We start from the raw sequence: 26,931 nt of genomic DNA, 5'->3' as shown, positions 1-26,931 counted from the left end.
CTTGACCCCCCTCACGCTCGCTCTGCTCGCTTTGGATAAAATAAGTTAAAACCATTTTCAAAGCAGATTGATAGCAATGAGTGCCATCAGGAAGATTTGCAAAAAAAGGAATTTTTTTCACAAGGTCCATTGTCCGTTGTCCATTGTCCATTGTCCTCCGTTCATTGTCCATAGTCCCAGTCCCCAGTCCAGTTTTATTTCTTGCTTTCTAAGTTGGGTCCATTAAACTTTCGCCCAATATTAGAAACTATTTTATAAAATGGATGTCATCCTGAACACATTCGCTTCGCTCAGTGTAAACTCCGTGAAGGATCTACTCGATAAACAATTAGATTCTTCGCGGAGTTTATCCTGAGCCAAAGCAGATTCTTCGCTTCGCTCAGAATGACAAAGCGAAGGGCTCAGAATGACAAAGCGAAGGGCTTAGAATGACAAAGCGAAGGGCTTAGAATGACGGTTATCAATAAACAATTTATAAAACACACTTTAATATTTTTTGGATTTTTCGTTTTCGCGATAATCTCTTCAGAGGCACTGGCACGCCACACTTATCTTCGGGTGCACATGGAAAGCGCTCCCAAAACACTTGATCCTTCACGCGCCACAGGAACCCGTGAATTTCAAATTTTACTCGCCATTTTTGAAGGACTCACACGCTATGATCCAAAAACGCTTACCCCCCTTCCCGGAGTGGCAGAGAAATGGACCATTTCTCCAGAGGGTCTTCACTACACTTTCTACTTAAGAAAAGAGGCGAAGTGGAGCGATGGCAAGCCCATCACGGCTCAGGATTTTTGGAATTCTTGGGAACATCTTTTGAATCCCAAAGAACAGGCACCCTATGCCTCCATGCTTTTTTCCATCAAGGGCGCCGAAGAGTACGCCAACGGACAACTCAAAAATCCCGGTGAAATCGGCATGAAAGTAACTTCCCCGCAAATTTTTGAAGTATTTCTTAAAGAACCGGTTTCCTATTTTTTAAATCTCACAGCCTTCTCCGCGTTATCCCCCACGCGCAAAGAAGCTTTCGAACCCCATTTGATTTCCAACGGTCCCTTTATTTTTAAATCCCAGTCTCCTGCCGAAGGAATTGTGTTGCTCCCCAATCCCTTTTATTGGGGAAAAAAAGAAATCAAACTCCCGGGCATTCAATTCAGACCTTATGTCGATTTTATGGACGCACTGAAATTGTATGGCGCCACCGGCATTGATATTCTGGCCGACCTCCCGCACGAGCAGGTGCTTCTTTCCAGATTCCGCTCCGACTTTCGAAGCGGCCCTTTACTCCGCACTTTTTATTTCATCTTTAATTGCAAAAAGCCCCCCTTTGATAAGAAAGAGGTCCGGCAAGCCTTTGCTTACACGATTCAAAGAGAGATCATCACCAACGATGTTTTGAAACGGGGCGATTCGCCGTATGGTTTTTTTGTCCCTCCGGGCATTCCCGGCTACAAAAGTCTCCCGCCGGGCCAGATTTTTAATCCTTCAAAAGGCAAAGAGCTCTTGCAAAGCGCAGGATTCGGTCCGGGCAAATCCTTTCCTGTTTTTCAAATTTTACATACCAATCCAGAGGACCGTATATTGGTAGCAAACGCGGCAACGGAGATGTGGAAAAAATATCTTGGCATCGAAGGAAAAAGCGATGTTCAGGATTGGAGTTCCTATTTAAAAGGCCGGGAAAAGAGGTCTTTCCAGATATCGTGGGGGGCATGGACCGGAGATTATGTTGATCCCGATACTTTTTTGGGATTGTTTGTCGGCGATAACCGGCAAAATTATTCGGGATGGTCCAATCCAACCTATGACACTCTGATTAACAAGGCAAAAGGAACTCTGGATTCTGCGAAACGAAATCAACTTTTCGCGGAAGCCGAAAAAATTCTTCTGGAAGAGGCGGTGATTATTCCGGTCTTTGTCCAGACAAAAACATATCTGATTCAGCCCTATGTCCGGGGATATTATTCCAACCTTTTGGATCTTCATCCCTTGAGAGATGTTTACTCGTTAAGACCCTGAAAAAAAATCCAAAACTGTTCTATATCAGCTTGACAAAAAACGATTGTTGTTTATTAGGACACAGTGTTATTTAAATGTCTTATTAACTTTTTTCTCTACTACAAGGGGGAGGAAATGAAGAAAATGTTTTTTGTAGTGACGGCGTTGTTTGCCTTTCTCGCCGTTTCATTGTGGCCCGCAAAAGAGGTCAATGCCTTGGCACAGTGGACGCGTAAATACAAGATCAACTGCCAGACCTGCCATACCGCTTTTCCGCGTCTCACCTTCTACGGTGAAAAATTTCAGAGAAACGGTTATCAACTTCCCGACGAGGAAGATGGAGACACAACCAAAGAGAAAGTCAACAAAAACCTCTTCATAGACAACCTCATTAATATGTTCGGTATCCGAATTTCCGTTTCACCGGCAACCATCATCACAAACAGACTTCTAAAACCGAATAGAAGTTATGTTACAGAGACCAGTTTCGGAAATACCAATTGGGTTCAGCTCTTCACGGGGGGATCCATCTTTAAAAACGCCTCCATCTTCATCGAGACAGAGGTGGAAAACGCCGCTATTCACAACAATTGGTTTACATTGGGGTACCACAATCTTTTTGGACAAAGTCTGTTGAACCTGCGCATCGGAAAACTCTCACCATTGAACTGGTTCGGACAGAGCGGACGTTTGAGAATGATTCCCAATATCAGCATTGATGGTATGAACAGCGTCATGGATTCCGTTGGCGCAACAGGCGTTACCCGTACGGATCAGGTCAACTTTTTAAGTCCGGAAGCCGGGATTGAACTTTTTGGTTACAAAGGTCCCTTCCTTTATTCCGTCGGTGTAGTGAACGGGGCCAACCTAGCCGATACCAATGAATTCAAAAACGCCTTTGGAACACTTCGTCTGGAAATGCCGGACGGCGATCTTGCGGGGAGTTCCCTTTCCGCGTGGGGCTACTATGGAACCGACACAGGAACAGTCGGAGCGGTACCCACTGCCGAAAGAAAAGATCGTTTTTATCGTACGGGAGGCGCCGCCAATCTGAGATGGCAGGCTTGGGATTTCATCGCCGCCTATCTCTATCAGAGAGACAACAACTGGACGATGGTCGTACCGGGTGCAGTCGCCACCAAAAACAATACCCATATTGTATCGGCACAACTGGGTTATCTCATTAATCCAAAATGGTTTGCGGCCGGGCAGTATGATTACACAAACGACACGCAAAATACCGACAGCATTCATTTTAATACCCTGTCACCGTCAATATGGTATATGCCGCGCGAAAACATGCGTATCGGTTTCGTTAACAGAACAGAACTCCGGAACCGGACAAACGGAAGACAGCAACAGTTTCTCTTTAACGTACGCGCGATGTTCTAACTACAAAGGAGGAAGTCATGAAACATGTTTCAATTCTTATTCTAGCAGTAACGTTGTTCGCGGGAACGGCTGTTCTTGCCGATGCAAATCAGGGGAAGGATCTCTTCGCAAAGAAGTGCGTCATGTGTCACGCCGCGGGGAAATCTGCGGGGGATTTGAAGAGTTCCAAATTAGACAAGAAAGCTTTGTGTGATAAGTTAGCCACACCTCCAAAGGGCATGCCCGCATTCAAGGGAACGGATGCCGAGAGAGATTCCCTTGTAGATTACGTTACAAGTTTGAGAAAGTAGCAATAATACCATCAAGGCCCCTCTCCACTTTTTAACAAAGATGGAGAGGGGTTTTGTGTTTTCAACACACTATGATGAATTAACTTTTAGTCTGTCATCCCCGCGAAGGCGGGGATCCAGAAAAGCTGGCAAATAAATGGATTCCTGCCTTCGCAGGAATGACAGATGTCCTAATGAAAAGTTAATTTTCAATAACAAAAGGAGGCAATATGCCAGGCTTTGGATTGCACGGACCTTATTCGTTTGGAGCTCACATCGCCGCTTTTCTGGGACTTCTTGCATTGGGATTTGGTTACTGGATCTGCCTGCAGGCAAGAAAAGATACGGCCCGTCCCAAATTGGGAAAATTTCTGGGCAGTTTTATTTCGATCATCGCCGCACTGGGTCTCGTCTGCATTTTTTATCTCAGCATCAAACAATGTTGCAAGGCAAACATGGCAAATAAAGATGATTGGTCCAAAACTCACATGCAAATGATGATGGAACGTTCACAGCAACAGCCACTGCAACAACCCATCGAACCCGTCGAAAAAAAGTAGAAAGGTTGATACGGATCATGGTTCCCATCGGACTCTTATGACAGTGTCCCGCGAAATGTTGTGTCGTCTTCGTGGTCTTTTTTCAAAGGGAAGTGAGTTCGTTGCGTGGGTTTTTAGTCCGGAGTTTCTTATCTGTGCCCCTCTCCTTCCGTCAAAGCGCCGCGAAGATTTTTTTTTAAGAGAAATGTTAAAGCCGGAAATTCTGGAAACAAAACCGGTGATTCCGAAACAGACCACGGGGTTTTTAAAGTGGCTGTTTGAGAAAGAAAATTTACAATGATGCGTCATTCAAAACATTATTTCCGGGCGGGGTTTTTGATTTTGGCCGGAGGGCTTCTGTTTTTTGTCGTCCGCGCTTTTTTGATCCCCTCTTCCTTCGGCAAATTCGGTCCCTTCCGTTCAGACGATATCAAAGACCAAATGGAAAAACCGGTTCAATATGGTGCACCGGATGCTTGTGCCGATTGTCACACCGAAATCTGGCAAACACACCAAAAAGGAATTCACCTTCGCGTTCCCTGCCAAGATTGCCATGGTCCTTTAAGTGTCCATATGGATGTGGAAAAAGGGGAGTTCGTTGGGAAAATGCCGATACAGAAGACATCCAAATTGTGTCTGCGATGCCATTCAAAACTTCCTTCGCGGCCGGAAGCTTTTCCGCAAATTGAAGTCAAAGAGCATTTGGCAAAAGTGCCTGATGCCAACAAACCGGACATTTGCTTTTCCTGTCACAATCCGCACAGCCCAAAATTGACACAACGACCATTATTATGAAAAAAGAAAATAAAATCAGCGAAGCAATTGGACGCAGAGAGTTTATCAAAAAGGGTTGCAAATTGGCGGCGGCGGGTTTGTTCTTGGGACTTTTACCTGTTCACGCACTGCGGTCGGCGGAAACTGTTTTATCAAAAACTGCTCTTCCGTCGGCTCATGAGAATTATGACTGGGCCGAGCATCTTTATGCCTACGTTATCGACACAACGAAATGTATCGGGTGCGGTATGTGTGTGGAAGCCTGCCGAAATGAAAACAATGTCCCTGATGGTTTTTTCAGAACTTGGATAGAGCGCTATGAAGTTTCCGAACGCGGAGAAGTTGAAGTGGATTCTCCAAAAGGGGGTGCTAGCGGATTCGGTCCCATCAATCCCGGTTTCAATGTTTCCAAAGGCTACTTTGTTCCAAAAATGTGTAATCATTGTTCCAGCAGTCCCTGCATTCAAGTTTGTCCCGTCGGCGCTTCCTATCGTTCGCTCGATGGAGTTGTTTTGGTTGATGACAAGCGATGTATTGGTTGCGGTTACTGCGTGCAGGCATGTCCCTACGGAAGCAGGTTTATCAATCCTCAAACAAAAACTGCATCAAAATGCACATGGTGTTATCACCGGATCACCAAGGGATTGAAGCCCGCCTGCGTGCAAGCCTGTCCGGTGGGTGCCAGAAAATTTGGCGATTTGAAAAATGAAGATGATCCCGTGCGAAAAATTATCGCAACGGAACGACTGGCTGTCTTGCAACCTGAAAAATTGACGAAGCCCAGCTGTTACTATCTGGGTTTAGACAAGGAAGTGCGATAATGGTTGAAACTTTCCAATATCTTTTTCCCAACGACATGCACATTCATTGGAGTTTGATGATCGTCATGTATCCCTATTTGACGGGACTCGTCGCCGGCGCTTTCGTTGTTTCTTCTCTTTATCATGTCTTTAATATGGAGCAGTTGAAACCGGTGGGCCGGTTTGCGCTTTTGACTTCGTTCGCTTTTCTCTGTTTTGCCACTCTGCCGCTGATAAATCACTTGGGGCATCCGGAACGTGCCATGAATATCATGATCACCCCTCACTTCTCTTCGGCCATGGCTGGGTTCGGTATCATTTACAATTTTTATTTGCTTCTGGTTCTCGTCGAACTTTGGCTCGTCTACCGCGCGGACATCATTGAATTTGCCAAAGCCTCCCGCGGCTGGCGAAGAACTGTTTATAAAGTCTTGGCTCTGGGTGTTTATGACGTCAGCAAAGAGGCGTTGGAGAATGATCGCCGGGCCGTCATCTTTCTGGCATCCATCGGTATTCCCGCGGCCTGTTTTCTGCACGGTTATGTCGGCTTTCTTTTCGGCGCTTTGAAATCCAACCCGTGGTGGTCCACCCCTCTTATGCCGATCATCTTTCTTTTTTCCGCCATGGTCTCGGGCATCGCGCTCCTCATCGTTCTCTATCAAAGCATTATGAAAATTCGCGGAGAGCGCATCGATCAGGATTGTATCTCAAGACTGGCTCAACTCCTCTGGCTCTTCATGACGGTCACCGTCTCTTTGGAATTGCTGGAAATTATCACATTGGCTTATGAACAAGGCGAGGCGTGGGTCGTTATCGCGCAACTCATCACGCATCAACTTTCTTTTTCTTTTATTTCTGTGCAAATGATTTTGGGATCTCTGATTCCCTTCATCATCTTGATGATCACCGTTTTGATGGACCGCTATCTGCACGAAAAAGTCCGTAACACCCTTTCCTTCGTCGCCTCTTCTCTTTTGCTGATTCAGGTTTTTGCCATGCGCTGGAATGTTGTGATCGGCGGACAGATTTTCTCGAAGAGCTTCAGGGGGTTTAGAGATTATCATCCTCTCTTTTTGGAAAAGGAAGGAATCCTAGCGGCCATCATCATTTTCATTCTTCCCTTCATCTGGCTTTTCATCCTGAACCGCTTCCTCCCCGCTTTTGAGACACCCCGAACGCGGGATGGAGAATTTGTAAAATAAGTTGTAAATTCTCTTGAACTTTTCAAAAAAAAATATGAGGAAGCTTTCGATGCTGTGAAATATGCCTATGATCAGGGGGCATATCCTTCATCCTAAAAACGGCAGTTGAAGCGCCCATTTTATCCTCCCTCCCTTGATGGGAGGGAGTTAGAGGGAGGGTGACTGTTTTATCGATTGGATGAAATATCTTTGCTCTACCACCCTCTCCCTAACCCTATCCCATCAAGGGAGAGGGGATATAGGGTAAATTTCAACTGCCGTTTTTAGATTGACACTTCTCTCATCAAAACTTTTGTCAAAGAGCACAAGCTCGACTACGGCATCGTTTGTTATGGAGGAGTCCCCTACGCCGACAAAAAGGAGGAGTTGATTTTTTGGCCGTACTGGTGGCTGTAAGATTGCTGTAGATTATCTTACCCATACGGGCATTTTATCCTGATAAAATGGCATCCGTAAATCGTTTATTTTAATTCCGCAGGCAAATGATCGTTAAACCCTTCCAATATTTCCAAAACGTTACATATGGTACCCTATGTAAGTTTCATAGTTTCCACGATTTTTTTTTAAGACCGCGTGCGGAGAGAATGGGGATGGCAATTTTCTGGAGTTGAACAAGGATTTTCACCTTTTCTTCGATGGGGAGGTTGGCCAATTCTCGACGTCTTTGTTTCTTCGCCTGAAAAATATTTTGAATTGTTTTTTTATTTCTTTTCATAGTTCGCATCCATTTCTAAAGGATTTTAAAACGGCGTGCAAGCATCAAACACCCAGTTCACCTTTTGCTTCTATGTGGAAAATTATATTTGATAAAGTATAGTTTATTAAGCATACTCTATCGCGTTATGAAGAGTCGGCTGAAAAATAAAATCGCGTTCGACAATGGATTAACGTAAGAGCACCTCTAAAAACCCCGCTTGTCATCCTGAACGAAGTGAAGGATCCCGTGGAAATCCTTTAAAAATGGGGATTCTTCGCTCCGCTCAGAATGACAAATTGTGTTTTCATAGGTTTTTAGAGATGCCCGTAAAACTATTTCACCCTTTATCGAATAGGATAAAAATGAAATCACCCCATTCAGACAGAATCGATGAATTTTTTAATGAGATGCAGTTGTGCAAGCCACACTCTACGCGACTTTTTCTCTTTTGAAAGGAACGTAGATGGGGTCCCACATTCTATCTTGAATGATTTGGGATGGGTCTTTGCTTGGTTTCTTGGCTACACTTTTTTGACTCCGCAAACTCTTCGAGTTTGCTTCGCGTCCCGGCAAAGCCGGGACTTGACCTTCTTTGACAGCCTGCTGAAATACGGCTTTGGCTACTTGGATGGAAACATTTCGCAGATTTTTTATGGAAGGATAAATGATGCCCTCTTTCCGGTCGTCTGTGCTGATTTGTTCTGCGAGCGTATTGGTAGCAACCGTGAACATTTTATCCGTGATTTTTGACGCTCCCGAAGCCAACACTCCCAAACCAACACCGGGGAAAATGAAAGCATTGTTTCCCTGCCCGATGACAATTTTCTTTCCTTTATAAGACACCGGTTCGAAAGGGCTACCTGTGGCAACAATGACCTGTCCCTCGCTCCATGTGATCAAATCTTTGGGATGGGCTTCACATTTGGAAGTTGGATTGGACAAAGGAAAAATAATCGGTCGATTGGTATTTACAAGCATAGCCGCGACAACCTGCTGATTGAAAACTCCGGGTGTGCCGGAGAGACCGAGCAACACGGTGATTTTTTTATTTTTTATTACATTTACAAGCGAGGATTCTTCCGCGGTCTCTTGCGCAAACGGGCGTTTGTATTCGTCCAGATTTTTTCGCTGTGTGGTGATGAGTCCCTGACTGTCCAAAACAAAAATCCGTTTTTTCGCATCGGCCTTCGAGAGTCCTTCTTCCAATAGAGTGTGATATATCTGGCGCGACACGCCAATACCACCGGCGCCGGCGCCATAGACACAAAATACCTGATCGGAAAATTTTTCGTTTTTTATTTTCACGGCATTCAAAAGTCCGCTCACGGCCACAGCACCGGTTCCCTGAATGTCATCATTGAAAGAGAGGAACGTGTCCCGATATTGTTTGAGAATATGAAAGGCGTTTTGTTTGCTTAAGTCTTCCCACTGGATGAGAGCCTTAGGATATAACTCCCTTATTCTTTCCACAAACGTATCGATGAACTGGAAGTAGGGAGTTCCTTTGCATCTTTTGTGTTTCATTCCCAGATAGAGAGGGTCCTTGAGAAGAATTTCATTGTCAGTTCCCACATCAAGACTGATCGGCAAACATGCGGAAGGATGAATTCCCCCTGCCAACGTATATAATGAGAGTTTGCCGATGGGGATGCCCATGCCGCCAATCCCCTGATCCCCGATCCCCAAAATTCCCTGATTGTCGGTGACAACAATCATCTCGATCTGGCGCGTGGGAAGATTGTCCGCCATTTCTTTTATGTGCCCGATATTTTCCGGAGAAATATAAAGTCCCCTCGCAAACCGGAAGATGTGACTGTGCAGTTGCACCGCCTCTCCCACCGTTGGAGTATAAATAATGGGGGCCATCTCTTCCAAATGGCGGTTCAAAAGAGCGTAAAACAAAACCTCGTTACGATCCTGCAACACGCGAAGCTGAATATATTTTTCCAGATTGGATTGCTTCCATTTGAAATTTTCGTAAACTCTTGTGAGTTGTTCCTCAAGAGTGGAAATATGTGCTGGAAGAAGACCAACCAGTTCGAACGCAACGCGCTCCTCTTTTGTAAATCCCGTTCCCTTGTTCAGCAGAGGATCGTGCAAAAGATTGCGCCCCTTTGCCCGGACCTCCAGAAATTTAATTCCGTCTGTTCCTTTTTTTGGAATGTAATTTTTTTTCATTGTAGTTGCTTTTACTCATCCACCGGTTCCGTAACAGGGGAAAACTGGCTTTCCTCTGGCGGGCGGCGATAGAGGACTCCCAATGCCCATGGGTCGTTTCTTGCAATTTGGAAGGCACTGTCGATGTTGCTGGCATTGTATCCTTCCGGGAGTGCGTGAATTTTTTGTTCCAAACCCGTCTGAAATTCCCGACCCTGATAGGTGACACAAACGGACAAACAATGAATGAAGGCAAAGCCGGGATACTGAATGGCCTGCGTCAACATTTCCGTCATGTGTCCCATGTCCCCTGCTTGAGTTCTTGCGACAAAACCCGCACCACACGAAAGAATAAACAGAGCGGGGTTGACCGGAATTTCTTCAGCACCCGGAAGCCCTCGCATTTTTTTCAACTCCGTGGAAGTGGTCGGAGATGCCTGTCCCTTTGTGAGTCCGTAAATGGAATTATCCATGACAAAATAAGTGAGATCCGGATTGCGACGGATGGCATGCGGAATGTGACCGATCCCGATCGCAAAGGCGTCTCCATCTCCCCCGCACGCAACGACGGTCAAATCCGGACGCGCCGTTTTAAGTCCCGTCGCGATGGGAAGCGACCGTCCGTGAACGCTGTTGAATCCATACGTTTCACAATAACCCGGCAAACGACTGGAACAACCGATGCCGGAAATAACGGCGATGCGCTCATTGGAAAGTTCCAGCTTGGCAAAAGCCCGCGTGAAACTTTTCAGAACTCCGTAATCACCGCATCCGGCACACCAAACGGGATGAATGTCATTGCGATAGTCTATCGGCTTTTTTGGGTTTAAATTATTCATAAAATTCCTCCTCGCAGAAGGACTAGGGACCATTGACAATGGACCATGAACCAACTGCCTTCTTGGTTTTTAGTCCATGGTCTATAGTCCATGGTATATAGTCCATGGTCCATTGTCTTTTTCATAGTCCATTGTCTTTTTCATCATTTGTTCTAAATCTTCCACCTTAAACGGTAGTCCTCCCGACCGCCGGGCACTGACTGCGGATTTGCCTTCATCAAGGAGACCAAGCGCACGTAGATGATGATAGAACTGACCTTGATGGTTCATTTCCAACACGGTGACACTTTTTTTATCTTTGAGAAATTTTTGCAGTCCCTCAACCGGAAAAGGTTCCAAAATTTGCGGGACAAAAAGGGCTGTCTCAGGATGGTGCAACAAATATTCCTCGGCCACTCCGGCACAACTTCCCCATGTGATCAAGGCATGGTCGGCCTTGGCAGAACCCTGAATGGAATACCAAGGCGCGGTTTCTTTCGCGATGGTTTTCAATTTCAAAAAACGTTTTTGGTTCATGATCTGATGTTGATCTCCATCCGAGGAAGGAGTTCCCTTTTCCGTGTGTTCAATTCCGGCGATGCTGTGCATTCCCTCTGGAGTTCCCGGAATGGCCACGGGATTCACACCAGTCCCACTTCCGCCAGCGTAACCGATCTGAAGATCGAAACGCTGATAGTTTTCAAACGGTGGTTTTGCCAGCAATCTTTTACCATGCGGGAAACCGGAGGCATCCACCGGATCCATGATTTCAAGTCGCTGAGCGATCAAGGCATCTGAAAGAACGAGCACGGGAATTTGATACGTTTCAGAAAGATAAAAAGCACGATGCATTGTTTGAAAACAATCCTTCACGTCGGTCGGAGCAAGCACAACTCTTGGAAAATCACCATGACCGCCGTAAAGCGCGTGCCAAAGATCAGACTGTTCGGTGCGCGAAGGAATGCCCGTTGAAGGACCCGCGCGCTGGCAGTCGACAATCACCACGGGAATTTCCGCGATACTGGAAAGCCCCAACATCTCCGTCATCAACGAAAGCCCCGGACCGCTGGTGGCGGTCATGGCAGGAACACCACCATAACTTGCGCCGACCACCATTCCGAGCGACGCAATTTCATCTTCTCCCTGAATTAGTTTTCCTCCCACCTTCGGAAGCAGGTCGTAAATTTCCTCCAAAATTTCCGAAGACGGAGTGATCGGATAGCCCGCAAAAAAACGGCAACCCGCATCGACCGCACCGCGAGCGCAAGCTTCATTTCCACTGAACAATTTTCGTTCCACCGCTTTTTGCGGTTTGGGACATTGAAACGGAAGTGTCACAGATTCCAGAGAGCTAAAACCTACCTCCATTGCTTTCAAATTGCTGGAAATAACGGCGGAAGATTTGTGTCCGAAAACTTCGCGGATGCAGGCAGAACCGTGTTTGAGTTCCCAACCGAGAAGGTGAAGGAACATTCCGAAAACCAAAACATTCTTCGCAATTTCGGGAAGGCCTTCTTTCTCGAGGATTTCCTGAAAAGGGATCGGCAGTGTTACTCCCCCTTCTGATTTAAGAATGGAGGGCAACTCCCCTTCTTCTTTTCCGTGAAGAACACAGGCACCGGGACCGACGGACAATTCCTTCGCAAAGCGAGTCACATCGGCAAACCGAAAACAGATCACCAAATCTTTTTTGGGATTGGTGACGCGAACCGGTTCCGCACCGATGCTGACATGAGCGGCCGACTCACCACCACGGATTTGCGGGCCGTAACTCTGTGCCATCATGCCGTAAAAACCCATTTTCGCGGCGGTTTTTAAAATCATATTGGCGGTTGCCATCACACCGTCGCCGCCGCTTCCAACCAGAGACATATGCAATACTTTTTTCGACTCCATATTCCTCCTTTCGGACTATGGACCATTGACCATAGACTAATTATTTTTTGTTTTTGGTCCATAGTCTATTGTCCATGGTCCAATCCACTAGGGTGTGCCAGTTCTTCGAGAAGCGGCACTTGCCCTCTGCGATGCAATATAAATGTTGGACAAACATCTACACACACTTCAGCACATCCGGGCCCGTAAGCAATACAGGCCTTGTGATCTATTCGAATTGTTACATCATCAAACGTAAGCGCTTTTGCGGGACAGGCGTTAACACATTTTTGACAAGTCGTGCAACCCACAGCACATTTGGCCCGGACAGCGGACACCTTTTCACGCGCAACACAGGAAAGTTCAATCCGGCGCGCCGCGGGATAAAGTTCAAGAATATTTTTTGGACAGGCCGGAATACAAAGACCGCAACCGGTACATTTTTTCGAATCGATGACGACGATTCCAAGCTGATCCACCGTCATTGCGTCGAAGGGACAGACACGCACACAATCTCCAAGACCCAGACAACCATTCTTGCAAGCACGCGGTCCGCCAAAAACAAGAGATGCCGCGGTGCAACTGCGAATTCCCAGATATTCAGCCTGCTCTTTCACATACGCGGTGGTCCCGTGACAACGCAACACCGCAACGCGCTCTTCCATTTGTTCCGCCACCTTTCCACTCAAACGCGCAACCTCTTCCGCCACCGCTTTTCCTCCGGGGACACAAAGATTGGCCGGAGTTTTTGCCTCCTCCACAACGGCTTCGGCATAAGCTTGGCAACCGGCAAATCCGCATGCACCGCAGTTTGCGGAAGGAAGACAGGCGCGAACGCTTTCGATGACGGGATTCACGGCCACATAAAAACGCCGCGCCGTTGCCGCCAATGCAAAACCGAAAAAAATCCCGAGTAAAGTGAAAACGACCACACCGAAAATGGCAATGGATGTCAGTTCCATAAGAAAGCTGTCAGCTGTCAGCGATCAGCTTTCAGCTTGGAAAATAAAAGCCGATCGCTGACCGCTTTTTTTATTCATATTCTTAATCCTGAAAATCCCAAAAACGCCATGGCGAAAAGTCCCGCTAAAATAAAGGCGATGGGCAAACCACGGAAAATCGCCGGTATGGGCGACAGGTCCGCTTTTTCTCTCGCGCAACTCATGAGAAAAAGAGCCAGCGCAAATCCCAGCCCGGACCCCAGAGCCAAAGCCAGCGAGGGCCAGAAGCCGCTTTCATTGAGCGCATTCAACAACGGGACCGCCAAGATAATGCAGTTTGTGGTGATCAAAACAACATAAATTCCGAATTTGCGGTGCAAAGACCGATGAACTTTCCTCAGAATGGTGTCAACCATCTGCACCAAAAAGGCCACGATGCCAATAAAAACAATAATCTGCAGGAAACGAAGAGAAAAGGGACGCAAGATAAAGCGGTCGAGCACCCATGCAAGAAGTCCCGAAAGAACTCCGACAAGAGTAAAAGTTACTCCCATCCCAATCGCCGTATCCCTTTTTCGGCTGACTCCAAAAAAAACGCAGAGACCCAGATAACGCGTGAAAACAAAATTTTGAATAAGCGCGGACGCAATGAGAACCGTCAGTATCGTGCCGATCAGGGACGGTCCGATATTCCATTGGGTATCCGTTTTGCGGTCCATAAGCCGGTATTCTCCCTTGGTATCGAGAGTCGTTTCCGTTGTCAGAAGAAAAGCGCCCGGTTTTTCCGGAATTTTTTCAATTTTTTCGAGGGAGACAGGAATATCCGGATCCTTTTTGGACGTGAGCCAAAATTCCTGTACCAAAGGAAGAGATTCCTGCCCTGTCAAAACAATTTCGATTTGATGATCGTTAACGAGAGTTGCCGGATTAGCCATGGCCACCTCCCTGATCCGCAAGTTTAACGCCACGTTTTATGTCGATCCAGTTCATGGCCGCCATCAGGAGACCAATCGTGAAAAATCCTCCGGCCGGCAGAATGAAAAGCAAAATGGGTTGTGATGAAACGATGGGGATGCCCCAAAAAGAACCGTTCCCCAACACCTCGCGAAAAGATCCGATCAAAACCAGTGCGAAACAAAAACCAAGTCCCATCGCAAAACCATCTGTGATGGAGGGAATTAGAGGATATTTCGAAGCGAAAACTTCCAGACGTGAAATAATAATCGCGAAGGCGACAATCAGTTTGATGTAAAGACCGATCTCAGCGTAAACATCGGGCACATAAGCCGCCAATATCATGTCGATCACAGTCACCCAGACGGCGATGACAATGGTGTAAACGGGAATACGCACCTTGTCGTGAATGAAACCGCGGAAAAGCGCCACGGTCATACTCGACAAAACCTGCACCGCCAAAACGGCGACACCCATCATCATTCCATTTTTAACCGAGTTCGTTACGGCTACGGCGGGACAAAGACTGAGCGCCAACCGGAAAACGGGATTCTCTGAAAAAAATCCGCGCCACAAAAGTTCGCGGGTCGGCGGAGGGGGTGGCAAATAATTCGGAAGCTGTGTCACCTTGCACCTCTCTTTCCTTCCACAATTTGCAAACGGTGCTCCAGATGTACCACTGCTTGCCTCACTCCATCTACCAATGCTTTGGAGCTAATTGTTGCACCGGTCACCGCGTAGATTTGTTTTTCTTTTTCAGGCAGGGGGACCTCTTTGGGCTTGGGACCCTTCAGCAATTTCAATGTTAAAAGATCCTCGGGACGAAGTCCCACAAACTGATCTTTAAAAAGAGGCTTCGCAATCTCAGCACCCAATCCCGGATCTTCCTCGTGAGAAATCACTTCCACACCACGAATTTGAAAGTCGGGAGTCAAAGCCACAAAAAAACGAATGGAACTCTTGAAACCATATTGACTTGACTCGGTCACAAATCCCGCTTCTTTTCCGCTGGCATCCTGCGCCATGAAAAAACGTCCCACGAAATGACTGTCCAAAAATTCTTTTTCAACCCACGCATCCAAGACTTCCCCCAACGCATTTAAAAGAGATACGGGTTTTGGTATTTTTTTGAGAAAATTTCCTTGCGTATCATATTCCTGCAACGCATCGACAAGAAGATAACCAACGACTGTCTCTTTCGCATCGATGTAACGCCGCACCTCAATAATTTTCGCATCGGCAGAAAGATCGAGCAGTCTTCGCACCGCTGAAATTTCCCGGACAGCCATGTTGGCTTGCTTTGCGGGCTCCGTGAAATAAAACACAGCGCCCAAAACCGCGGCGGCCAAAGCGCAAGTTACTGTCAGGCAAAGAGTGATCTTCCAAATTTCACGACCGGTGATCGGAGACGGATTCTTCATGAAGGAGTCCCCTCCCATTTGGGTCGTGAGGGACGAAACCAACGGTTAAGCGCCGGAGTAACGGCGTTCATAATCAAAATCGCGTAACAGATTCCTTCGGGATACCCACCCCACAAACGGATGACACCCGTGATCAGTCCAACGCAAAGTCCAAAAATAATCTGCGCCTTGGGACTCATCGGTGCGGTGACATAATCCGTTGCCATGAAAAAAGCACCGAACCAAACCCCACCTGTAAGAAGATGAAACAGCGGAACCTTGGAAAAAATGGCGATAAGGCCAAGACCGGCAAGAATGGAAAGAGGAATAGGAAGCTTGATGATTCCCTTCCAAAGAAGAAGTCCCGCTCCCAAAAGAATTAGCAGAACAGAAACCTCACCGATAGAACCCGCCCGAAGACCCAAAAAAAGTTCTCCGTAAAATTTCGAACCAAGTCCCAGTGTTTTGACTGCGGAAGTTAAACCTTCCATTTTAAGAATGTTCAGCGGGGTCGCCTGTGTTACAGCGTCGGGTGGGAAAAAAAGGCCGGGACGCGCCTTCAACCAAGTTGTCGTCATCGCAAGAGGAAAAGTGGCCATCAAAAAGGCCCGACCGATCAACGCGGGATTGAAAATGTTGTACCCCAACCCACCGAAAAGCATTTTCGCGAAAACAATCGCCACAAAAGAACCGGTGAAGGGCATCCAAATTGGAATTCCCGGAGAGAGAGTTCCCACAAGCAGTATTCCCGTGAGAACAGCACTGCCATCTCCCAGCGTTTGTTTTTGATGACGGCATTTGTTGACAAATCCTTCGGCAAACAACGCCCCCAAAACACCGCTCACCAAAACCCACACCACACGCACACCATAAATAGAAATCGCCCAAAGAAAAATCGGAGCCAGCGAGACATTCACCCACCACATGATCTGTTTTGTTGTGAGACCGGACCTTAAATGCGGACCCGGAGAAAGCAAAAATTGTGGCGAAGCCTCCGTCATAAATTTTGCTCCGGTCTGGCCAAACCAAATTGACTTCCCGTTTGAAATGATTTTTTTGCAATCTGAATAAATTGCACGAGCGGCCGGACGGCAGGACAGACATAGGCGCAGGAACCGCACTCAAAACATTCTTTTGTTCCGAAAGATTCTGTGTCCAAGGACCGCCCCGCTTCTGTATAAATAGAAATCTGATTCGGCTCCAAACCCAGAGGACAAGCTTCCAAACAACGACCGCAGGAAATACAGGGACCATAAATTTCTTTGCGAACTTCTTCCGCCCGCAAAAAAAGAAGTCCACCGGTTCCCTTGATTACGGGAATATCAAGTCGTCCCAAAGCGCGCCCCATCATGGGACCACCGACAATAACTTTGTTTGTTCGTTGATGGATGCCGCCACAAAAAGTAACGATGTCGCTAACGAGAGTTCCAATCGGAACGCTGACATTTTTGGGTTCTAAAATTCCTTTTCCCGAAACCGTGAGAATTCGGTCCAACAGAGGTCGCCGGTAGCGAATGGCTTGATAGCATGCCACGGCCGTAGCCACGTTTTGAACCATCACGCCAACGTGCATCGGAAGTTTTCCGGGAGGAACAACCCTACCCGTTAACGCTTCGATCAACTGTTTTTCCGATCCTTGCGGGTAACGTGTCTGACACAACACTACCTTCGGAGAAGGAGAAGTGTGTTGCTTGGTAATGGCTATTCGAAGTACGTCGGCCGCATCTTTTTTATTTTCCTCAATGCCGATCAAAATTTTTGAAACACCAAGAATTTTCGCAATGAGTTTTGCCCCCTGCAAAACTTCCAAGGACATTTCCAAAAGAAGACGATGATCACTGGTGAGATAGGGTTCGCATTCCGCCCCGTTCAGAATCAATGTGTCCACCTTCACACCTTCAGGAAGTTTTAATTTTCGGTAAGTTGGAAACTGAGCGCCGCCCAGACCAACAATTCCAGCACTGGCAATTTGTTCCAACATTTTTCCCTTCGGAAGATCCATCCAACCGGGCACTTCTTCCCAAACTGTTTCAGCCGCATTGGGATCTGTTTCAATCACAACAGCCAAAGATTCTACCAGAAGAGGATGAGGTTGCAGGGCCACTCTTTTCACCGTCCCCGTTACCGAGGCATGAATAGGTGTTCCGCCGGTTGTGACTCCGCCGGATACGGCTTCGCCGATACAATCGCCACGCATCACTTTTTGTTTTCGCGCCACAATGGGACGCGCGGGTTCGCCCAAGTGTTGACTCAGAGGAATCGTCACCTCTTTTGGGACAAAACGTTCAATCGGTTTGTGGGATGTTTGCGATTTCTGGTCATCAAAAAAGGAAACACCGCCGCGTAAAAAAGTGTTCATGGTAAAGCACCTCTATGGTGTCATCCTGAACCCTTCGCCATTATTGTCATTCTGAGCGGAGCGAAGAATCTGCTCGCGCTCAGGGTGAACTCCGTGAAGGATCCAAATAGCAATCAAGTGGATTCTTCGCTTCGCTCAGAATGACAAAGTGAAGGGTTCAGAATGACATTCTTAATCCTGCAACTGTCAACTATCTTCAGAATGATAATAAATGTCTTTCGCAATTTCTTTAAAACGAGACGCGCCGGCCTTGCCCAACAGGAAAACGCTGGTACTCAAGCCATCCGCGAGCGTCGCATTTTTGGCGACAGCTGTAGCACTGAGCAAAGGATCAGAAGGTTTGCCTTTTTTCGCGTCAAAGAGATGACCGACGCGTTGGCCATCCAGCCATAAGCTTTGTTCATAATTTCCGCTCGTGGCAACGGCCTCGTCTTTTAAAGTCAACATTTCAAAATAAGCCTCTTTGTTTTGCACTTCAGGATTGCGAATAGCGACATGCCACCCTTTCGCCGAATTTTTATCCCCGTGAGGTGCACCCATGGCCAACACATTACCGCCCGCGTCTATTAGCGCGTTTTTAATTCCGAAAGATTTTAAGACATCTCCCGCGCGATCCACGGCATAACCCTTTCCAATAGAACCAAGATCAATCCCCGCCTTCGCACGGGCGAGCCCCACACGGTTTGATTTTTCATCAAGCGTGATTTGTTTCTGATCAATCACGGAAAGAATTTCATAAATTTTTCTGTCGCTGGGGTAATGGAGATTTTCTGTTTGCGATTGATAAAATCCGTAAAGTTGCAGTAACGGAAGACACGTCACATCATAAACACCGCCGGTCAAACCGTGAAACTGCTGAGTCATTTTCAGAATATCAATGAGATACGGATCAACCGAAACCATGTCATTCCCTGCAGTGGCGTTAACCCGTGACAAATCGCTATCGAAACGGTGAATACTCATGACACGATCCACCATCTCAACGGCGGCAAAGGCATATTCAACGGCCTTTTCAGCCATGGCTTCATCGGAATCATGAACGGTTATCGTGAAAAAAGTTCCTAAAAGAGGTCTTGTTTTTTGGACGACAGACATCGGAGCAAGAGAACGCCAGCGCCAGAGACCCCCTGCCGCCAAAGCCCCTGTACCGATTCCTACTGAAAGAACTTTAAGAAATTGCCGTCTGGAAAAAAGAATGTCTGTCTTTTTCATAGTTTGCGCCATCTAACATAGAAAAACGGTTTCTTATATGAGATAAATCAGCTTTCTGACAAGTGAATTTTAAGTATAGAGATAGCGCCCAGGGGGCGCGAGAGGGGGAGGCTCCGCCGGCTTTGCCGGTGGAGGGGGCGACGTGAGCCCCTAAAAAAAACCGCTTGCAAAATGGGTCTCTGATCAATAAGTAGCCTTTCCACGGAGGTATCAAATGTCAGACCAAAATCGGGAATTTTATGTCGATGAAGACCTTTGCACCGGTTGCGGAGACTGTATTAAGGCCATGCCGCGATATTTTGCCGACACGGGCGAAGATACGGCGGAAGTAACAAATTTCGCCGGTGCGGATCTTGCAAAGTTGGAATCCGTCATGAATGCCTGCCCGGGGAAAGCCATTAAATGGAAATGAAGGAGAAGGAAGTCATTGAGATCCGCGGAGATGGCAGAGCCGGAAGCGGACTTGTTTTGACCCTGCAAAGCGTTGCCGCGTCTGCCGTGGACGATCCCAAACTTTTCGTCCAAGAGTGGCCCTTTTTTAGCTCCGCTCGAAAGGGTGTTCCCACGCGCGGATTTTTAAGACTCAGTCAAAAACCCATTGAAAAATCTTCTGAAATCACACAACCCTACATCAGTATCATGATGGATGAAGGAGTTTCTTTGATGGTTGATTTTGCGGAAGGCGTTCCAAAAGATGGAATTTTTATTCTGAACACGTCGCTCTCCCCTACAGACGCCGCAAAAAAATTCCGACTTTCAGGGCGCGTCTACACGATAGACGGAGACCAGTTATCCACACGCTTTTTGAAAAAACCGCTCGGCAACATCTCTGTTTTTGCACTTCTCATGGAAATACTTCCCTACTTCGATCCTCTTCAGGCCTGCAAACAGCTCGAAAAATTGCTCAAAAAAAGACGCCTGCCTGAATTTCTTGTTAAGGCGAACAGTGAGCTCTTCAATGCGAGTCTGGGTCAGGCACGTTTCGCGGATTGCAATAATGCGGGAGCCGCAGATCATCTTCCAACGCCATTTGGCGGGTATGGAGAATTAATGCCCGGAGCGCAATCCCGTCTTCGCCTCTCAAGAAGCAACCGCACCTCGGCTTATGCGCGCACTGGGTTTGTCCTCAAATTTGCCGACCCCCAAAATGCCTGCAACGGATGCGGTCACTGCATTATCAATTGTCCCGAAAATATTATCCAATTTCATCCCGATCCGGAAACAGGCGTTAAAGTAACGGGTGCCGATATAACCAACTATTGCAAACTTTGCCGTGAATGTATCGCCATCTGTCCCAAAACATTATTCGCGGAGGTCCCCGCGTGAAAAATCCCATTACTGAAACATCTGGCGGGGCGCTTTTTGAAGGTGTCATTGATTTGGAGAAAGTCCGCGCCGCACACAAAGCCTTGGCCAAAGAATCCTATGTTTGCGAGGCCGACGGAAATGCCGCCGCCGCTTATGCCTGCGCCCAAATGTGGCGTTGTCTTCTTTTCGCGGGTTTTCCCATCACTCCCTCCACAAAATGGCTTGAGATGATTTCCTCATTGATCGGCAGTGGCAAATGCGGCATCAAAAAAGTAAAACTGCTGGAAGCGGAACACGCCGTGGCCGATTATCTTGCCGGAGCGGGCGCCGCTTGCCGTGATCTTATTTTCGCCACAGCGACCAGCTCCGTGGGACTCGACCACATGACAGAATGCACGCGTTCTCTGGGAGCCAGCGGACTTGGCAATCTTCTTCTTGTGAATGTCTATCGGGCCACGGCCAACTATCCCCTCTGCATCGAGGGCGACCCTTCCGACACGCTGGCACACCGCGACGACGGGTGGATACAAATCTGCTGTCGCGGCGTTCAACAAATTTATGACACTATTTTGCAAGCACCCTGCCTTGGCATGCACCCGGAAGTTTTAACTCCAACGATGCCCGGCTATTATGGAATCAAAGACAGTCATCGCAGTTCTCGACTTGTTATTGAACCCGACGCAAAAATTCACGCCTTCCAAGACAAATGGATCGCCCCTTCCCGACTGCCGGGACTTATCAATGGCGATACGGCGATGGGAAATTGCGTTACCTCAAAATTTTTTCAGGGATTTAAAATTGACCAAAAAACGCGCATGGAAAAAGTTTTTGATCTCCTGCCACAAATCGGCCGTGATTTTCAAAAAACATTCGGACGTCCCGGACTGGAATTTGTCGAACCGATTCATTGGCCCGAAGAGGATGCCCCCAGTGAGCGAAGCGAACGAGAGGGGGGTCAAGGCAGGAAAACTTGGTCCAGCGGACCAAGGGAAACTGCCGCGACAGCATTTAAAAATTTGCCGTTGGAGGGGGCGACGAAAGCCCCTATAATCGACTTGGCCATTGTCGGAATGGGACCGGATGTTGGAACCGCTTCTGCCCTCGTTCAAAAAGAAGAAACCCGCTTAGGATTAAAAATAGGCGTGTTGAGCGCCCGACTGTTGACGCCGTTTCCGCATGCCGAATACACAAAAAAATTAAGAAATGCCAAAGCGGTGTTGGTGGTTAATCAGGCGCATCATTATGGAACGGGGCATTTGAGTCTTGATATCACCGAAGCTTGTTACCCGCTCGAAAAACGCCCGGTCATTGTTCCGTGTTTTGCCGGCATGGGCGGCGCGACGCTCTCCGACGAAACATGGGAGAAGATGATCGAACACGCCGCTAGCGCCATCGGAAAAACGGGGGAACGCATCCCACCCGTCGTCGTCCACGAAGGAAAGGTGTTATGGCAAAGTTAACCGACGTCATCCAACGCGAAAGTTGTTTTCAACCCGGATCTTCCCTGTGCGTGGGATGTATGGAGTCGATCACCTTTCAAAATATCGGCAAATTGACGGACAATGGGAAAAAGACCGTATTTGCGTTGGGAACTTTTTGCGGAGAGGTTTCCACGCTTCAATATCCAACTCCGGTTGCGTGGGGAAGACAGGAAGCAACGCCCGAAGAATGGACGAAAAGTTTTGGCATCATCCATCACGTTTTTGAATCCGCACCGACCGTTGCGGAAGGTGTCCGTGATCTTTCCGACATGCTTGTAAGAGTGGGCGCGCTGTCCGAAGCACCGCAAGTGGCTTCCCTTTCCGGCGATGGAGGCGCTTTGGCAATTGGTCTGCGCTCTCTTTTGCATACCCTTCACCGCGGCACAAAAATTACGCTCTTTGTCATGGTCAACGATATTTTCGCCAACACGGGTTTTCAGTACAGCCCCACAACTCCTCTGGGTGCGGAAACCAGCACAACTCCCGTTGGAGAACTCGGTCTGGGAAACGTGACTCCACCGCTGGATTATATCAGTCTGGCCATCGCGGCCGGTGCCGGTCTTGTGGCCCAAGTCAGTCCCGCATTTCCAAAATATTTTATCCGCGTGATGGAAAAAGCTCTTGCGTGTGAAGAAACCGCTATCGTGTTTGTTCCAAGTCCCTGCATCACGGGCTGGAAATATGGCGACGGGGAAACTATTCAGATTGCGAAGATCGGATGTGAAACAGGTTTCCTCCCCTGCTTTATGAAAGAAAAGGGACAAAAAGGAGAAATCAAATTTGTTGAATCCGACCCTTTAAAACGCCAGCCCATCGAAAATTTCTTGGGCCCGCAGAGACGCTTCCATCATCTCGTTTCCAAAGATTCCAACACAGGCCGCTTCCAAACCCGCCCGGGCAAAGAAGCCATCATGCAACAAATCCGCGAATACATTCAAAACAGAATCACCCACCTGCAAAGTTTTTGAGGTTGTAATGTTAACAAAATAACAATTTGACTTTGTTTTGTTATATTATTAACATAATGGCATGATAAACAGAGATAAGCTCATGAAATTCCTTGATCTTAATGCTTTCATTACACTCAATGAAGCCAAAAAAATGGGAGTTAATCCGATGATGCTTTCTAGGCTTGCCGCGAACAAAGAACTCCTTCGAGTCGAGCACGGCGTATACGCACGCGATCTTGATTGGCTCACAGAACCTCTCAAAAAATATATTGTTCCATGCACTCTTTATCCGAAAGCAGTTGTTTGCGGCATTTCAGCACTGACTTATTACAATCTTACTGACGCAGAAGAACGACAAATTTGGATTGCCCTTCCTGCCCTTAAAATTATTCATAACCCACGATATCGAATCATTCGGCCCTCCCGTGTTGCTTATACTCTGGGAGTTGAAAAATATTTTTTCGGCAAACGTGTTGTACGAATTTATAATATCGAAAAAACCATTGTGGATGCCTTCAAATACAGCACCGAAGAAGTTGCCATCAAGGCCCTGAAAGGCTATCTCAAAAGAAAGGATAAAAAAGTCCAGAAACTATGCGACTATTCCAGACAGCTTCGAAAACCTCTGGATGAAATAATTACTGCTCTACTATCGGATGAATAATTTATGATGGTCAATATCAAAAGCATGCAAGCTCGCATGCTCAACATCGCCAAAGAAAAAAATATTGATTTTCAGCTTTTGTTGAATCGTCTTGCCGCTGAACAATTTCTTTGCCGTTTGAGTCAATCACCACATGTTGAAAAATTTATTTTCAAAGGTGGTTTCTTGCTCCACTATCTCATTGATTCGGACAGGAAGACAAAGGATCTTGATTTTTCCATGAAGCAGATTCGCAATCAGGTGGATGACGTTGTAAAAATTATCCGTTCGGTTCTGGATATTTCTATTGATGATGGGATCGAATGGAAAGATATCGATGGCGAACTGCTTATTCACCCCGAAATGGATTATCCGGGTGTCAGGCTTGCGTGTCACTTTCTTTTTGGGAAAATGAAGGGTCTTGTGCGAATGGATATGGCTATTGGAGATGCTGTCGATGCTGTAATGATTTCCCTTCAGTGTATGCAGTACAAAGGACAACCCTTTTTTGGAGAATCCTTTTCACTGCTAGTTTATCCACCCGAAACTATCTTTGCGGAAAAACTGCACATTGCTCTAAAAAAACGGGACCAAAATACCCGTATGAAAGATTATTATGATCTTTTCAAGCTGATCGATCATGACCTCGATCAGGAAAGAATCAAGAAGTGTATTCAGGCAACCTTTGCCAATCGCAAGGTGGTTCCGGAAACTCAAATTCAATTTGAGGAAGAGGCTTTGAACAGGTTACAAGTCTATTGGGGACATTTTCTAAAACGTGAAAAAATGTCAGATGCACCCGCACACATTGGCGAAATAATTAGCAAAGTGAATATTTATTTGCAAAAAATTTATGGCAAATAAAATAGAAATCTATGTCAGCACCGATATTGAAGCCGATGGTCCGATTCCCGGCGTGAATTCCATGTTGAGTTTCGGGTCGGCGGCGTTTCTTGCCGATAAAACTTTGGTCAGCACGTTTACCGCCAATCTGGAAACTTTACCGGGCGCCACAGCTGATCCAAAAACAATGGAATGGTGGCGAGGGCAACCGAAGGCGTGGAAAACGTGCAGAGAGAATTTGCAATCGCCGGAAAAAGCGATGAAAGATTATGTTGTCTGGTTAAAGGGACTCCCGGGAATTCCCGTTTTTGTCGGTTATCCTGCCGCTTATGATTTTATGTTTGTCTATTGGTATCTGATTCGCTTCACCGGCGAGAGTCCGTTTTCATTCTCCGCTCTGGATATAAAAACGCTGGCGATGTCGCTTCTCAAAAAGGATTACCGCAAATCAACACAGAAAAATATGCCGAAGCGCTGGTTTGACCCACTTTCATCCTCACATCTTGCACACCGCGCCCTCGATGACGCCATCGAACAGGGAGTTTTGTTCTGCAATATGCTGGCGGATTTGAAAAAAGGATGCACTTGCCCAAGCCGGTGAAATAATTTAAGAATTGTTCATCGCGCCCGTAGCTCAGATGGAAAGAGCGAGGGACTCCTAAGCCCTAGGTCACCTGTTCGACTCAGGTCGGGCGCACAATAAGTTTTCTTTTATAATCAGAGAGTTGGTTGACATAATTAAAGTTGATGTAAAGGATCGCCGAACTATCTTTTGTTTTTCAAATACTCCCTGATGCGCTCGCGATCTTCATTTTCTTTGTCACCTTTGAAGTATATTTCGATAAATTGAATGGTCATTTTCTTCTGAGAATAGACATAAATGATTCGCAGTGAGGAGCCTTTCAAATATCGACAAAACAACCGGGCTTTGAGAATAGAAACGTCTTCATTTCTAATAATAATATTAAAATGTTTGCTACTGCCCAACGGTTGGATAATGAGTACCCGCTTGAATTCTTCAAGGTCATCTGGCAAAGAGCGGTATTTTTTTGCTAGTCGCTGAAATTCTTTCGTAAATGCTGGGCTTATCTCAAAGGTCATCACCATAATTTCTCACGGAGTATTTTTCGTCTCGGTAGAATACGCTCTCATAGGAAAGTGGCTCGCCAAAATTGCGTGTCAGCCACGGGACATCTCCGTGGGAGTAGTCACTTAACTCTTTAGCATTTTTATTTGACAGTCTCGCCAATACTTCATCAATATGCTCTTTCTCCTGTGCGGTTAGAAGAGAAAGATCCGGAGAGCGGTGTGGAAGATATTTTTTTTGTTCGTGTTGAAAATACTTACTCTTAACGGTCTCTAATTCCCCTTGCGATTCCATCTGCTCAACAATTTTTTTGAATTCTACGGGAGTGGGCCCATAATGATTTTTGATATAGGTTGCACCGATCAACTGTTCCTCAAATTTCTCATAATAGTCAAAGTCAATAAAATAGAGCAGTTTGTACAATACAGTTTTGCCCACATTCGGTTTGCCGCCAACTTTTGACAAAATATAGAGCAACACCTCTTTGAATTTTTTAAGATTTTTCTGCGGGACACTGATGCGGATTCTATCTTTTTCCGGTTGTACCGGTTTTTTCTCTTGCTCAATTTTTACGATAGGAGGCATTCCCTCTTCCCCGCGCAAAAAATTTTCAAACGGGATATTAAAAATGTCTGCCAGCTCCTTTGCCTCGTTAATCATTAAATCCCTTTCACCAAGCTCAATTTGCACATAGGTCGGGCGAGAAATACCCAACTTTGACGCCAAAAACTCCTGCGTAAGATTATGCTTCTTGCGTAATTGTTGAATGAATTTGAAAAGCATAAACAAATATTATGGCATGTAAAAATATTTGTCAATCTGTATGTAATATTATTTTACATAGCAGATTTCCTGAGTAAAAACAAATGGTTTGGATGCGTTTTGGGGTGTGGTATTGGGTCATGGGTTACATTTAGCTAAGCTGAATATTCACACTGTTCCATCAAATGCTCAAAGCTCATATTCAACTGCACTTTGCCGTGAGGAATTAGAACATACTTCCAAGGTTTGCCGCCGTTCTGTGCCGTAAATTCTGAGGCATGTTTGCAATACCAGAGCGCGGCCTTGGCTTTTTCTTGAGCTCCTCGGGCTTCTATACATAACGTCATAAGTAATTGCGCATAGATGTCATTCTGAGCGAAGCGAAGAATCCCATGCCAATACTGTCCTCACTGGATTCTTCGCCTGCGGCTCAGAATGACACCAGATAAGACATGTGCAAATAATGATGTCGT

29 protein-coding genes and 1 tRNA gene are annotated in these 26,931 nt (G+C 46.6%); 16 read left to right on the top strand and 14 right to left on the bottom strand.

From position 1 onward, the window contains the following. Positions 1 to 450: 450 nt before the first annotated feature. The 8 genes from HY877_06260 (at position 451) to nrfD (ending at position 6,971) form a co-directional block, all read left to right on the top strand. A complete protein-coding gene (locus HY877_06260) occupies positions 451 to 2,016 on the top strand; it encodes a peptide ABC transporter substrate-binding protein (GenBank protein MBI5299878.1) in 1,566 nt (521 codons plus the stop codon). Positions 2,017 to 2,130: 114 nt separating this feature from the next. Continuing rightward, on the top strand, positions 2,131 to 3,387 hold the full coding sequence (locus tag HY877_06255; protein MBI5299877.1) for a hypothetical protein: 1,257 nt from the start codon (positions 2,131 to 2,133) through the stop codon (positions 3,385 to 3,387). 17 nt (positions 3,388 to 3,404) lie between these two features. Next, positions 3,405 to 3,677 carry a cytochrome c gene (locus HY877_06250; GenBank protein ID MBI5299876.1) on the top strand — a complete coding sequence of 91 codons (273 nt, stop codon included), beginning with the start codon at positions 3,405 to 3,407 and terminating at the stop codon, positions 3,675 to 3,677. 209 nt (positions 3,678 to 3,886) lie between these two features. Beyond that, positions 3,887 to 4,216 carry a hypothetical protein gene (locus HY877_06245; GenBank protein MBI5299875.1) on the top strand — a complete coding sequence of 110 codons (330 nt, stop codon included), beginning with the start codon at positions 3,887 to 3,889 and terminating at the stop codon, positions 4,214 to 4,216. A gap of 37 nt (positions 4,217 to 4,253) precedes the next feature. Further along, entirely contained in the window at positions 4,254 to 4,496 is a 243-nt protein-coding gene (locus HY877_06240; protein ID MBI5299874.1) for a hypothetical protein, read from the top strand. After that, a complete protein-coding gene (locus HY877_06235; protein ID MBI5299873.1) occupies positions 4,493 to 4,990 on the top strand; it encodes a hypothetical protein in 498 nt (165 codons plus the stop codon). Before HY877_06240 ends, HY877_06235 begins: the two co-directional genes overlap by 4 nt. Continuing rightward, entirely contained in the window at positions 4,987 to 5,790 is an 804-nt protein-coding gene (locus HY877_06230) for a 4Fe-4S dicluster domain-containing protein (GenBank protein MBI5299872.1), read from the top strand. Before HY877_06235 ends, HY877_06230 begins: the two co-directional genes overlap by 4 nt. Further along, a complete protein-coding gene (nrfD, locus tag HY877_06225; GenBank protein MBI5299871.1) occupies positions 5,790 to 6,971 on the top strand; it encodes a polysulfide reductase NrfD in 1,182 nt (393 codons plus the stop codon). Before HY877_06230 ends, nrfD begins: the two co-directional genes overlap by 1 nt. Before the next feature lie 541 nt (positions 6,972 to 7,512). Here nrfD and HY877_06220 read toward each other — a convergent pair. The 11 genes from HY877_06220 to HY877_06170 all read right to left on the bottom strand — a co-directional run bounded on the left by HY877_06220 (position 7,513) and on the right by HY877_06170 (position 19,384). After that, positions 7,513 to 7,686: a hypothetical protein gene (locus HY877_06220; GenBank protein ID MBI5299870.1), complete on the bottom strand. Its 174-nt coding sequence runs from the start codon at positions 7,684 to 7,686 to the stop codon at positions 7,513 to 7,515. Between the two features lie 411 nt (positions 7,687 to 8,097). Beyond that, the gene (locus tag HY877_06215) at positions 8,098 to 9,846 is read right to left on the bottom strand and encodes an NAD-dependent malic enzyme (GenBank protein MBI5299869.1); all 1,749 of its coding nucleotides are present in this window, start codon (positions 9,844 to 9,846) and stop codon (positions 8,098 to 8,100) included. Between the two features lie 11 nt (positions 9,847 to 9,857). Next, a complete protein-coding gene (locus HY877_06210; GenBank protein MBI5299868.1) occupies positions 9,858 to 10,664 on the bottom strand; it encodes a 2-oxoacid:ferredoxin oxidoreductase subunit beta in 807 nt (268 codons plus the stop codon). Between the two features lie 81 nt (positions 10,665 to 10,745). Further along, the gene (locus HY877_06205) at positions 10,746 to 12,539 is read right to left on the bottom strand and encodes a 2-oxoacid:acceptor oxidoreductase subunit alpha (GenBank protein ID MBI5299867.1); all 1,794 of its coding nucleotides are present in this window, start codon (positions 12,537 to 12,539) and stop codon (positions 10,746 to 10,748) included. A 65-nt stretch (positions 12,540 to 12,604) separates the two neighbouring features. Next, positions 12,605 to 13,480, bottom strand: a complete 876-nt coding sequence (locus tag HY877_06200) for a Fe-S cluster domain-containing protein (GenBank protein ID MBI5299866.1) — start codon at positions 13,478 to 13,480, stop codon at positions 12,605 to 12,607. 74 nt (positions 13,481 to 13,554) lie between these two features. Continuing rightward, positions 13,555 to 14,178 (bottom strand): electron transport complex subunit RsxA, encoded by a 624-nt coding sequence (locus HY877_06195; protein MBI5299865.1) that lies wholly within the window; start codon positions 14,176 to 14,178, stop codon positions 13,555 to 13,557. Between the two features lie 208 nt (positions 14,179 to 14,386). Then, positions 14,387 to 15,019 (bottom strand): electron transport complex subunit RsxE, encoded by a 633-nt coding sequence (rsxE, locus tag HY877_06190; GenBank protein ID MBI5299864.1) that lies wholly within the window; start codon positions 15,017 to 15,019, stop codon positions 14,387 to 14,389. A gap of 17 nt (positions 15,020 to 15,036) precedes the next feature. Then, positions 15,037 to 15,834: an FMN-binding protein gene (locus tag HY877_06185; protein MBI5299863.1), complete on the bottom strand. Its 798-nt coding sequence runs from the start codon at positions 15,832 to 15,834 to the stop codon at positions 15,037 to 15,039. Further along, on the bottom strand, positions 15,831 to 16,814 hold the full coding sequence (locus HY877_06180) for an RnfABCDGE type electron transport complex subunit D (protein MBI5299862.1): 984 nt from the start codon (positions 16,812 to 16,814) through the stop codon (positions 15,831 to 15,833). The genes HY877_06185 and HY877_06180 overlap by 4 nt, the downstream gene beginning before the upstream one ends. Further along, entirely contained in the window at positions 16,811 to 18,172 is a 1,362-nt protein-coding gene (rsxC, locus tag HY877_06175) for an electron transport complex subunit RsxC (protein MBI5299861.1), read from the bottom strand. Before rsxC ends, HY877_06180 begins: the two co-directional genes overlap by 4 nt. Before the next feature lie 186 nt (positions 18,173 to 18,358). Beyond that, positions 18,359 to 19,384 carry an FAD:protein FMN transferase gene (locus HY877_06170; protein MBI5299860.1) on the bottom strand — a complete coding sequence of 342 codons (1,026 nt, stop codon included), beginning with the start codon at positions 19,382 to 19,384 and terminating at the stop codon, positions 18,359 to 18,361. A gap of 214 nt (positions 19,385 to 19,598) precedes the next feature. Between HY877_06170 and HY877_06165 the strand changes: the two genes are divergently transcribed. The 8 genes from HY877_06165 (at position 19,599) to HY877_06130 (ending at position 25,306) form a co-directional block, all read left to right on the top strand. Next, positions 19,599 to 19,796: a ferredoxin gene (locus HY877_06165; GenBank protein ID MBI5299859.1), complete on the top strand. Its 198-nt coding sequence runs from the start codon at positions 19,599 to 19,601 to the stop codon at positions 19,794 to 19,796. Next, positions 19,793 to 20,710 (top strand): 2-oxoacid:acceptor oxidoreductase family protein, encoded by a 918-nt coding sequence (locus HY877_06160; GenBank protein ID MBI5299858.1) that lies wholly within the window; start codon positions 19,793 to 19,795, stop codon positions 20,708 to 20,710. Before HY877_06165 ends, HY877_06160 begins: the two co-directional genes overlap by 4 nt. Further along, positions 20,707 to 22,152 (top strand): hypothetical protein, encoded by a 1,446-nt coding sequence (locus tag HY877_06155; GenBank protein MBI5299857.1) that lies wholly within the window; start codon positions 20,707 to 20,709, stop codon positions 22,150 to 22,152. The genes HY877_06160 and HY877_06155 overlap by 4 nt, the downstream gene beginning before the upstream one ends. After that, complete coding sequence (locus tag HY877_06150; protein ID MBI5299856.1) at positions 22,140 to 23,141, top strand: hypothetical protein; 1,002 nt, start codon at positions 22,140 to 22,142, stop codon at positions 23,139 to 23,141. The genes HY877_06155 and HY877_06150 overlap by 13 nt, the downstream gene beginning before the upstream one ends. 82 nt (positions 23,142 to 23,223) lie before the next feature. Further along, on the top strand, positions 23,224 to 23,787 hold the full coding sequence (locus HY877_06145) for a type IV toxin-antitoxin system AbiEi family antitoxin domain-containing protein (GenBank protein ID MBI5299855.1): 564 nt from the start codon (positions 23,224 to 23,226) through the stop codon (positions 23,785 to 23,787). Between the two features lie 3 nt (positions 23,788 to 23,790). Next, complete coding sequence (locus HY877_06140; protein ID MBI5299854.1) at positions 23,791 to 24,630, top strand: nucleotidyl transferase AbiEii/AbiGii toxin family protein; 840 nt, start codon at positions 23,791 to 23,793, stop codon at positions 24,628 to 24,630. Further along, positions 24,620 to 25,210 carry a 3'-5' exoribonuclease gene (locus tag HY877_06135; protein MBI5299853.1) on the top strand — a complete coding sequence of 197 codons (591 nt, stop codon included), beginning with the start codon at positions 24,620 to 24,622 and terminating at the stop codon, positions 25,208 to 25,210. The genes HY877_06140 and HY877_06135 overlap by 11 nt, the downstream gene beginning before the upstream one ends. Before the next feature lie 22 nt (positions 25,211 to 25,232). Beyond that, positions 25,233 to 25,306 (top strand) — tRNA-Arg (locus HY877_06130). 68 nt (positions 25,307 to 25,374) lie between these two features. On the opposite strand, the gene HY877_06125 is transcribed toward HY877_06130, so the two are convergent. The 3 genes from HY877_06125 to HY877_06115 all read right to left on the bottom strand — a co-directional run bounded on the left by HY877_06125 (position 25,375) and on the right by HY877_06115 (position 26,805). Continuing rightward, the gene (locus HY877_06125) at positions 25,375 to 25,716 is read right to left on the bottom strand and encodes a hypothetical protein (GenBank protein MBI5299852.1); all 342 of its coding nucleotides are present in this window, start codon (positions 25,714 to 25,716) and stop codon (positions 25,375 to 25,377) included. Beyond that, positions 25,700 to 26,479, bottom strand: a complete 780-nt coding sequence (locus HY877_06120; GenBank protein MBI5299851.1) for a DUF4065 domain-containing protein — start codon at positions 26,477 to 26,479, stop codon at positions 25,700 to 25,702. The genes HY877_06125 and HY877_06120 overlap by 17 nt, the downstream gene beginning before the upstream one ends. Positions 26,480 to 26,613: 134 nt before the next feature. Further along, positions 26,614 to 26,805 carry a hypothetical protein gene (locus HY877_06115; protein ID MBI5299850.1) on the bottom strand — a complete coding sequence of 64 codons (192 nt, stop codon included), beginning with the start codon at positions 26,803 to 26,805 and terminating at the stop codon, positions 26,614 to 26,616. Positions 26,806 to 26,931 lie beyond the last annotated feature (126 nt).

The organism is Deltaproteobacteria bacterium (assembly GCA_016213065.1).
In the GTDB taxonomy this organism is placed as follows: Bacteria; UBA10199; UBA10199; order SPLOWO2-01-44-7; family SPLOWO2-01-44-7; genus JACRBV01.
The sequence above is the reverse complement of the archived record's forward strand: the minus strand, read 5'-3'. Positions and strand labels throughout refer to the sequence as shown.

What these genes read in the sequence shown, in the direction of transcription:
- HY877_06135 (MBI5299853.1), top strand. Translation starts at nt 24,620, where the DNA reads ATGGCAAATAAAATAGAAATCTATGTCAGCACCGATATTGAAGCCGAT.
- HY877_06235 (MBI5299873.1), top strand. Translation starts at nt 4,493, where the DNA reads ATGATGCGTCATTCAAAACATTATTTCCGGGCGGGGTTTTTGATTTTG.
- HY877_06160 (MBI5299858.1), top strand. Translation starts at nt 19,793, where the DNA reads ATGAAGGAGAAGGAAGTCATTGAGATCCGCGGAGATGGCAGAGCCGGA.
- HY877_06115 (MBI5299850.1), bottom strand. Translation starts at nt 26,805, where the DNA reads ATGACGTTATGTATAGAAGCCCGAGGAGCTCAAGAAAAAGCCAAGGCC.
- HY877_06255 (MBI5299877.1), top strand. Translation starts at nt 2,131, where the DNA reads ATGAAGAAAATGTTTTTTGTAGTGACGGCGTTGTTTGCCTTTCTCGCC.
- HY877_06240 (MBI5299874.1), top strand. Translation starts at nt 4,254, where the DNA reads ATGACAGTGTCCCGCGAAATGTTGTGTCGTCTTCGTGGTCTTTTTTCA.
- HY877_06245 (MBI5299875.1), top strand. Translation starts at nt 3,887, where the DNA reads ATGCCAGGCTTTGGATTGCACGGACCTTATTCGTTTGGAGCTCACATC.
- HY877_06215 (MBI5299869.1), bottom strand. Translation starts at nt 9,846, where the DNA reads ATGAAAAAAAATTACATTCCAAAAAAAGGAACAGACGGAATTAAATTT.
- HY877_06125 (MBI5299852.1), bottom strand. Translation starts at nt 25,716, where the DNA reads ATGGTGATGACCTTTGAGATAAGCCCAGCATTTACGAAAGAATTTCAG.
- HY877_06260 (MBI5299878.1), top strand. Translation starts at nt 451, where the DNA reads ATGACGGTTATCAATAAACAATTTATAAAACACACTTTAATATTTTTT.
- HY877_06120 (MBI5299851.1), bottom strand. Translation starts at nt 26,479, where the DNA reads ATGCTTTTCAAATTCATTCAACAATTACGCAAGAAGCATAATCTTACG.
- HY877_06195 (MBI5299865.1), bottom strand. Translation starts at nt 14,178, where the DNA reads ATGGACCGCAAAACGGATACCCAATGGAATATCGGACCGTCCCTGATC.
- HY877_06170 (MBI5299860.1), bottom strand. Translation starts at nt 19,384, where the DNA reads ATGAAAAAGACAGACATTCTTTTTTCCAGACGGCAATTTCTTAAAGTT.
- HY877_06200 (MBI5299866.1), bottom strand. Translation starts at nt 13,480, where the DNA reads ATGGAACTGACATCCATTGCCATTTTCGGTGTGGTCGTTTTCACTTTA.
- HY877_06210 (MBI5299868.1), bottom strand. Translation starts at nt 10,664, where the DNA reads ATGAATAATTTAAACCCAAAAAAGCCGATAGACTATCGCAATGACATT.
- HY877_06150 (MBI5299856.1), top strand. Translation starts at nt 22,140, where the DNA reads ATGGCAAAGTTAACCGACGTCATCCAACGCGAAAGTTGTTTTCAACCC.
- HY877_06230 (MBI5299872.1), top strand. Translation starts at nt 4,987, where the DNA reads ATGAAAAAAGAAAATAAAATCAGCGAAGCAATTGGACGCAGAGAGTTT.
- HY877_06205 (MBI5299867.1), bottom strand. Translation starts at nt 12,539, where the DNA reads ATGGAGTCGAAAAAAGTATTGCATATGTCTCTGGTTGGAAGCGGCGGC.
- HY877_06220 (MBI5299870.1), bottom strand. Translation starts at nt 7,686, where the DNA reads ATGAAAAGAAATAAAAAAACAATTCAAAATATTTTTCAGGCGAAGAAA.
- HY877_06140 (MBI5299854.1), top strand. Translation starts at nt 23,791, where the DNA reads ATGATGGTCAATATCAAAAGCATGCAAGCTCGCATGCTCAACATCGCC.
- HY877_06145 (MBI5299855.1), top strand. Translation starts at nt 23,224, where the DNA reads ATGAAATTCCTTGATCTTAATGCTTTCATTACACTCAATGAAGCCAAA.
- HY877_06165 (MBI5299859.1), top strand. Translation starts at nt 19,599, where the DNA reads ATGTCAGACCAAAATCGGGAATTTTATGTCGATGAAGACCTTTGCACC.
- HY877_06250 (MBI5299876.1), top strand. Translation starts at nt 3,405, where the DNA reads ATGAAACATGTTTCAATTCTTATTCTAGCAGTAACGTTGTTCGCGGGA.
- rsxC (MBI5299861.1), bottom strand. Translation starts at nt 18,172, where the DNA reads ATGAACACTTTTTTACGCGGCGGTGTTTCCTTTTTTGATGACCAGAAA.
- HY877_06185 (MBI5299863.1), bottom strand. Translation starts at nt 15,834, where the DNA reads ATGAAGAATCCGTCTCCGATCACCGGTCGTGAAATTTGGAAGATCACT.
- HY877_06180 (MBI5299862.1), bottom strand. Translation starts at nt 16,814, where the DNA reads ATGACGGAGGCTTCGCCACAATTTTTGCTTTCTCCGGGTCCGCATTTA.
- nrfD (MBI5299871.1), top strand. Translation starts at nt 5,790, where the DNA reads ATGGTTGAAACTTTCCAATATCTTTTTCCCAACGACATGCACATTCAT.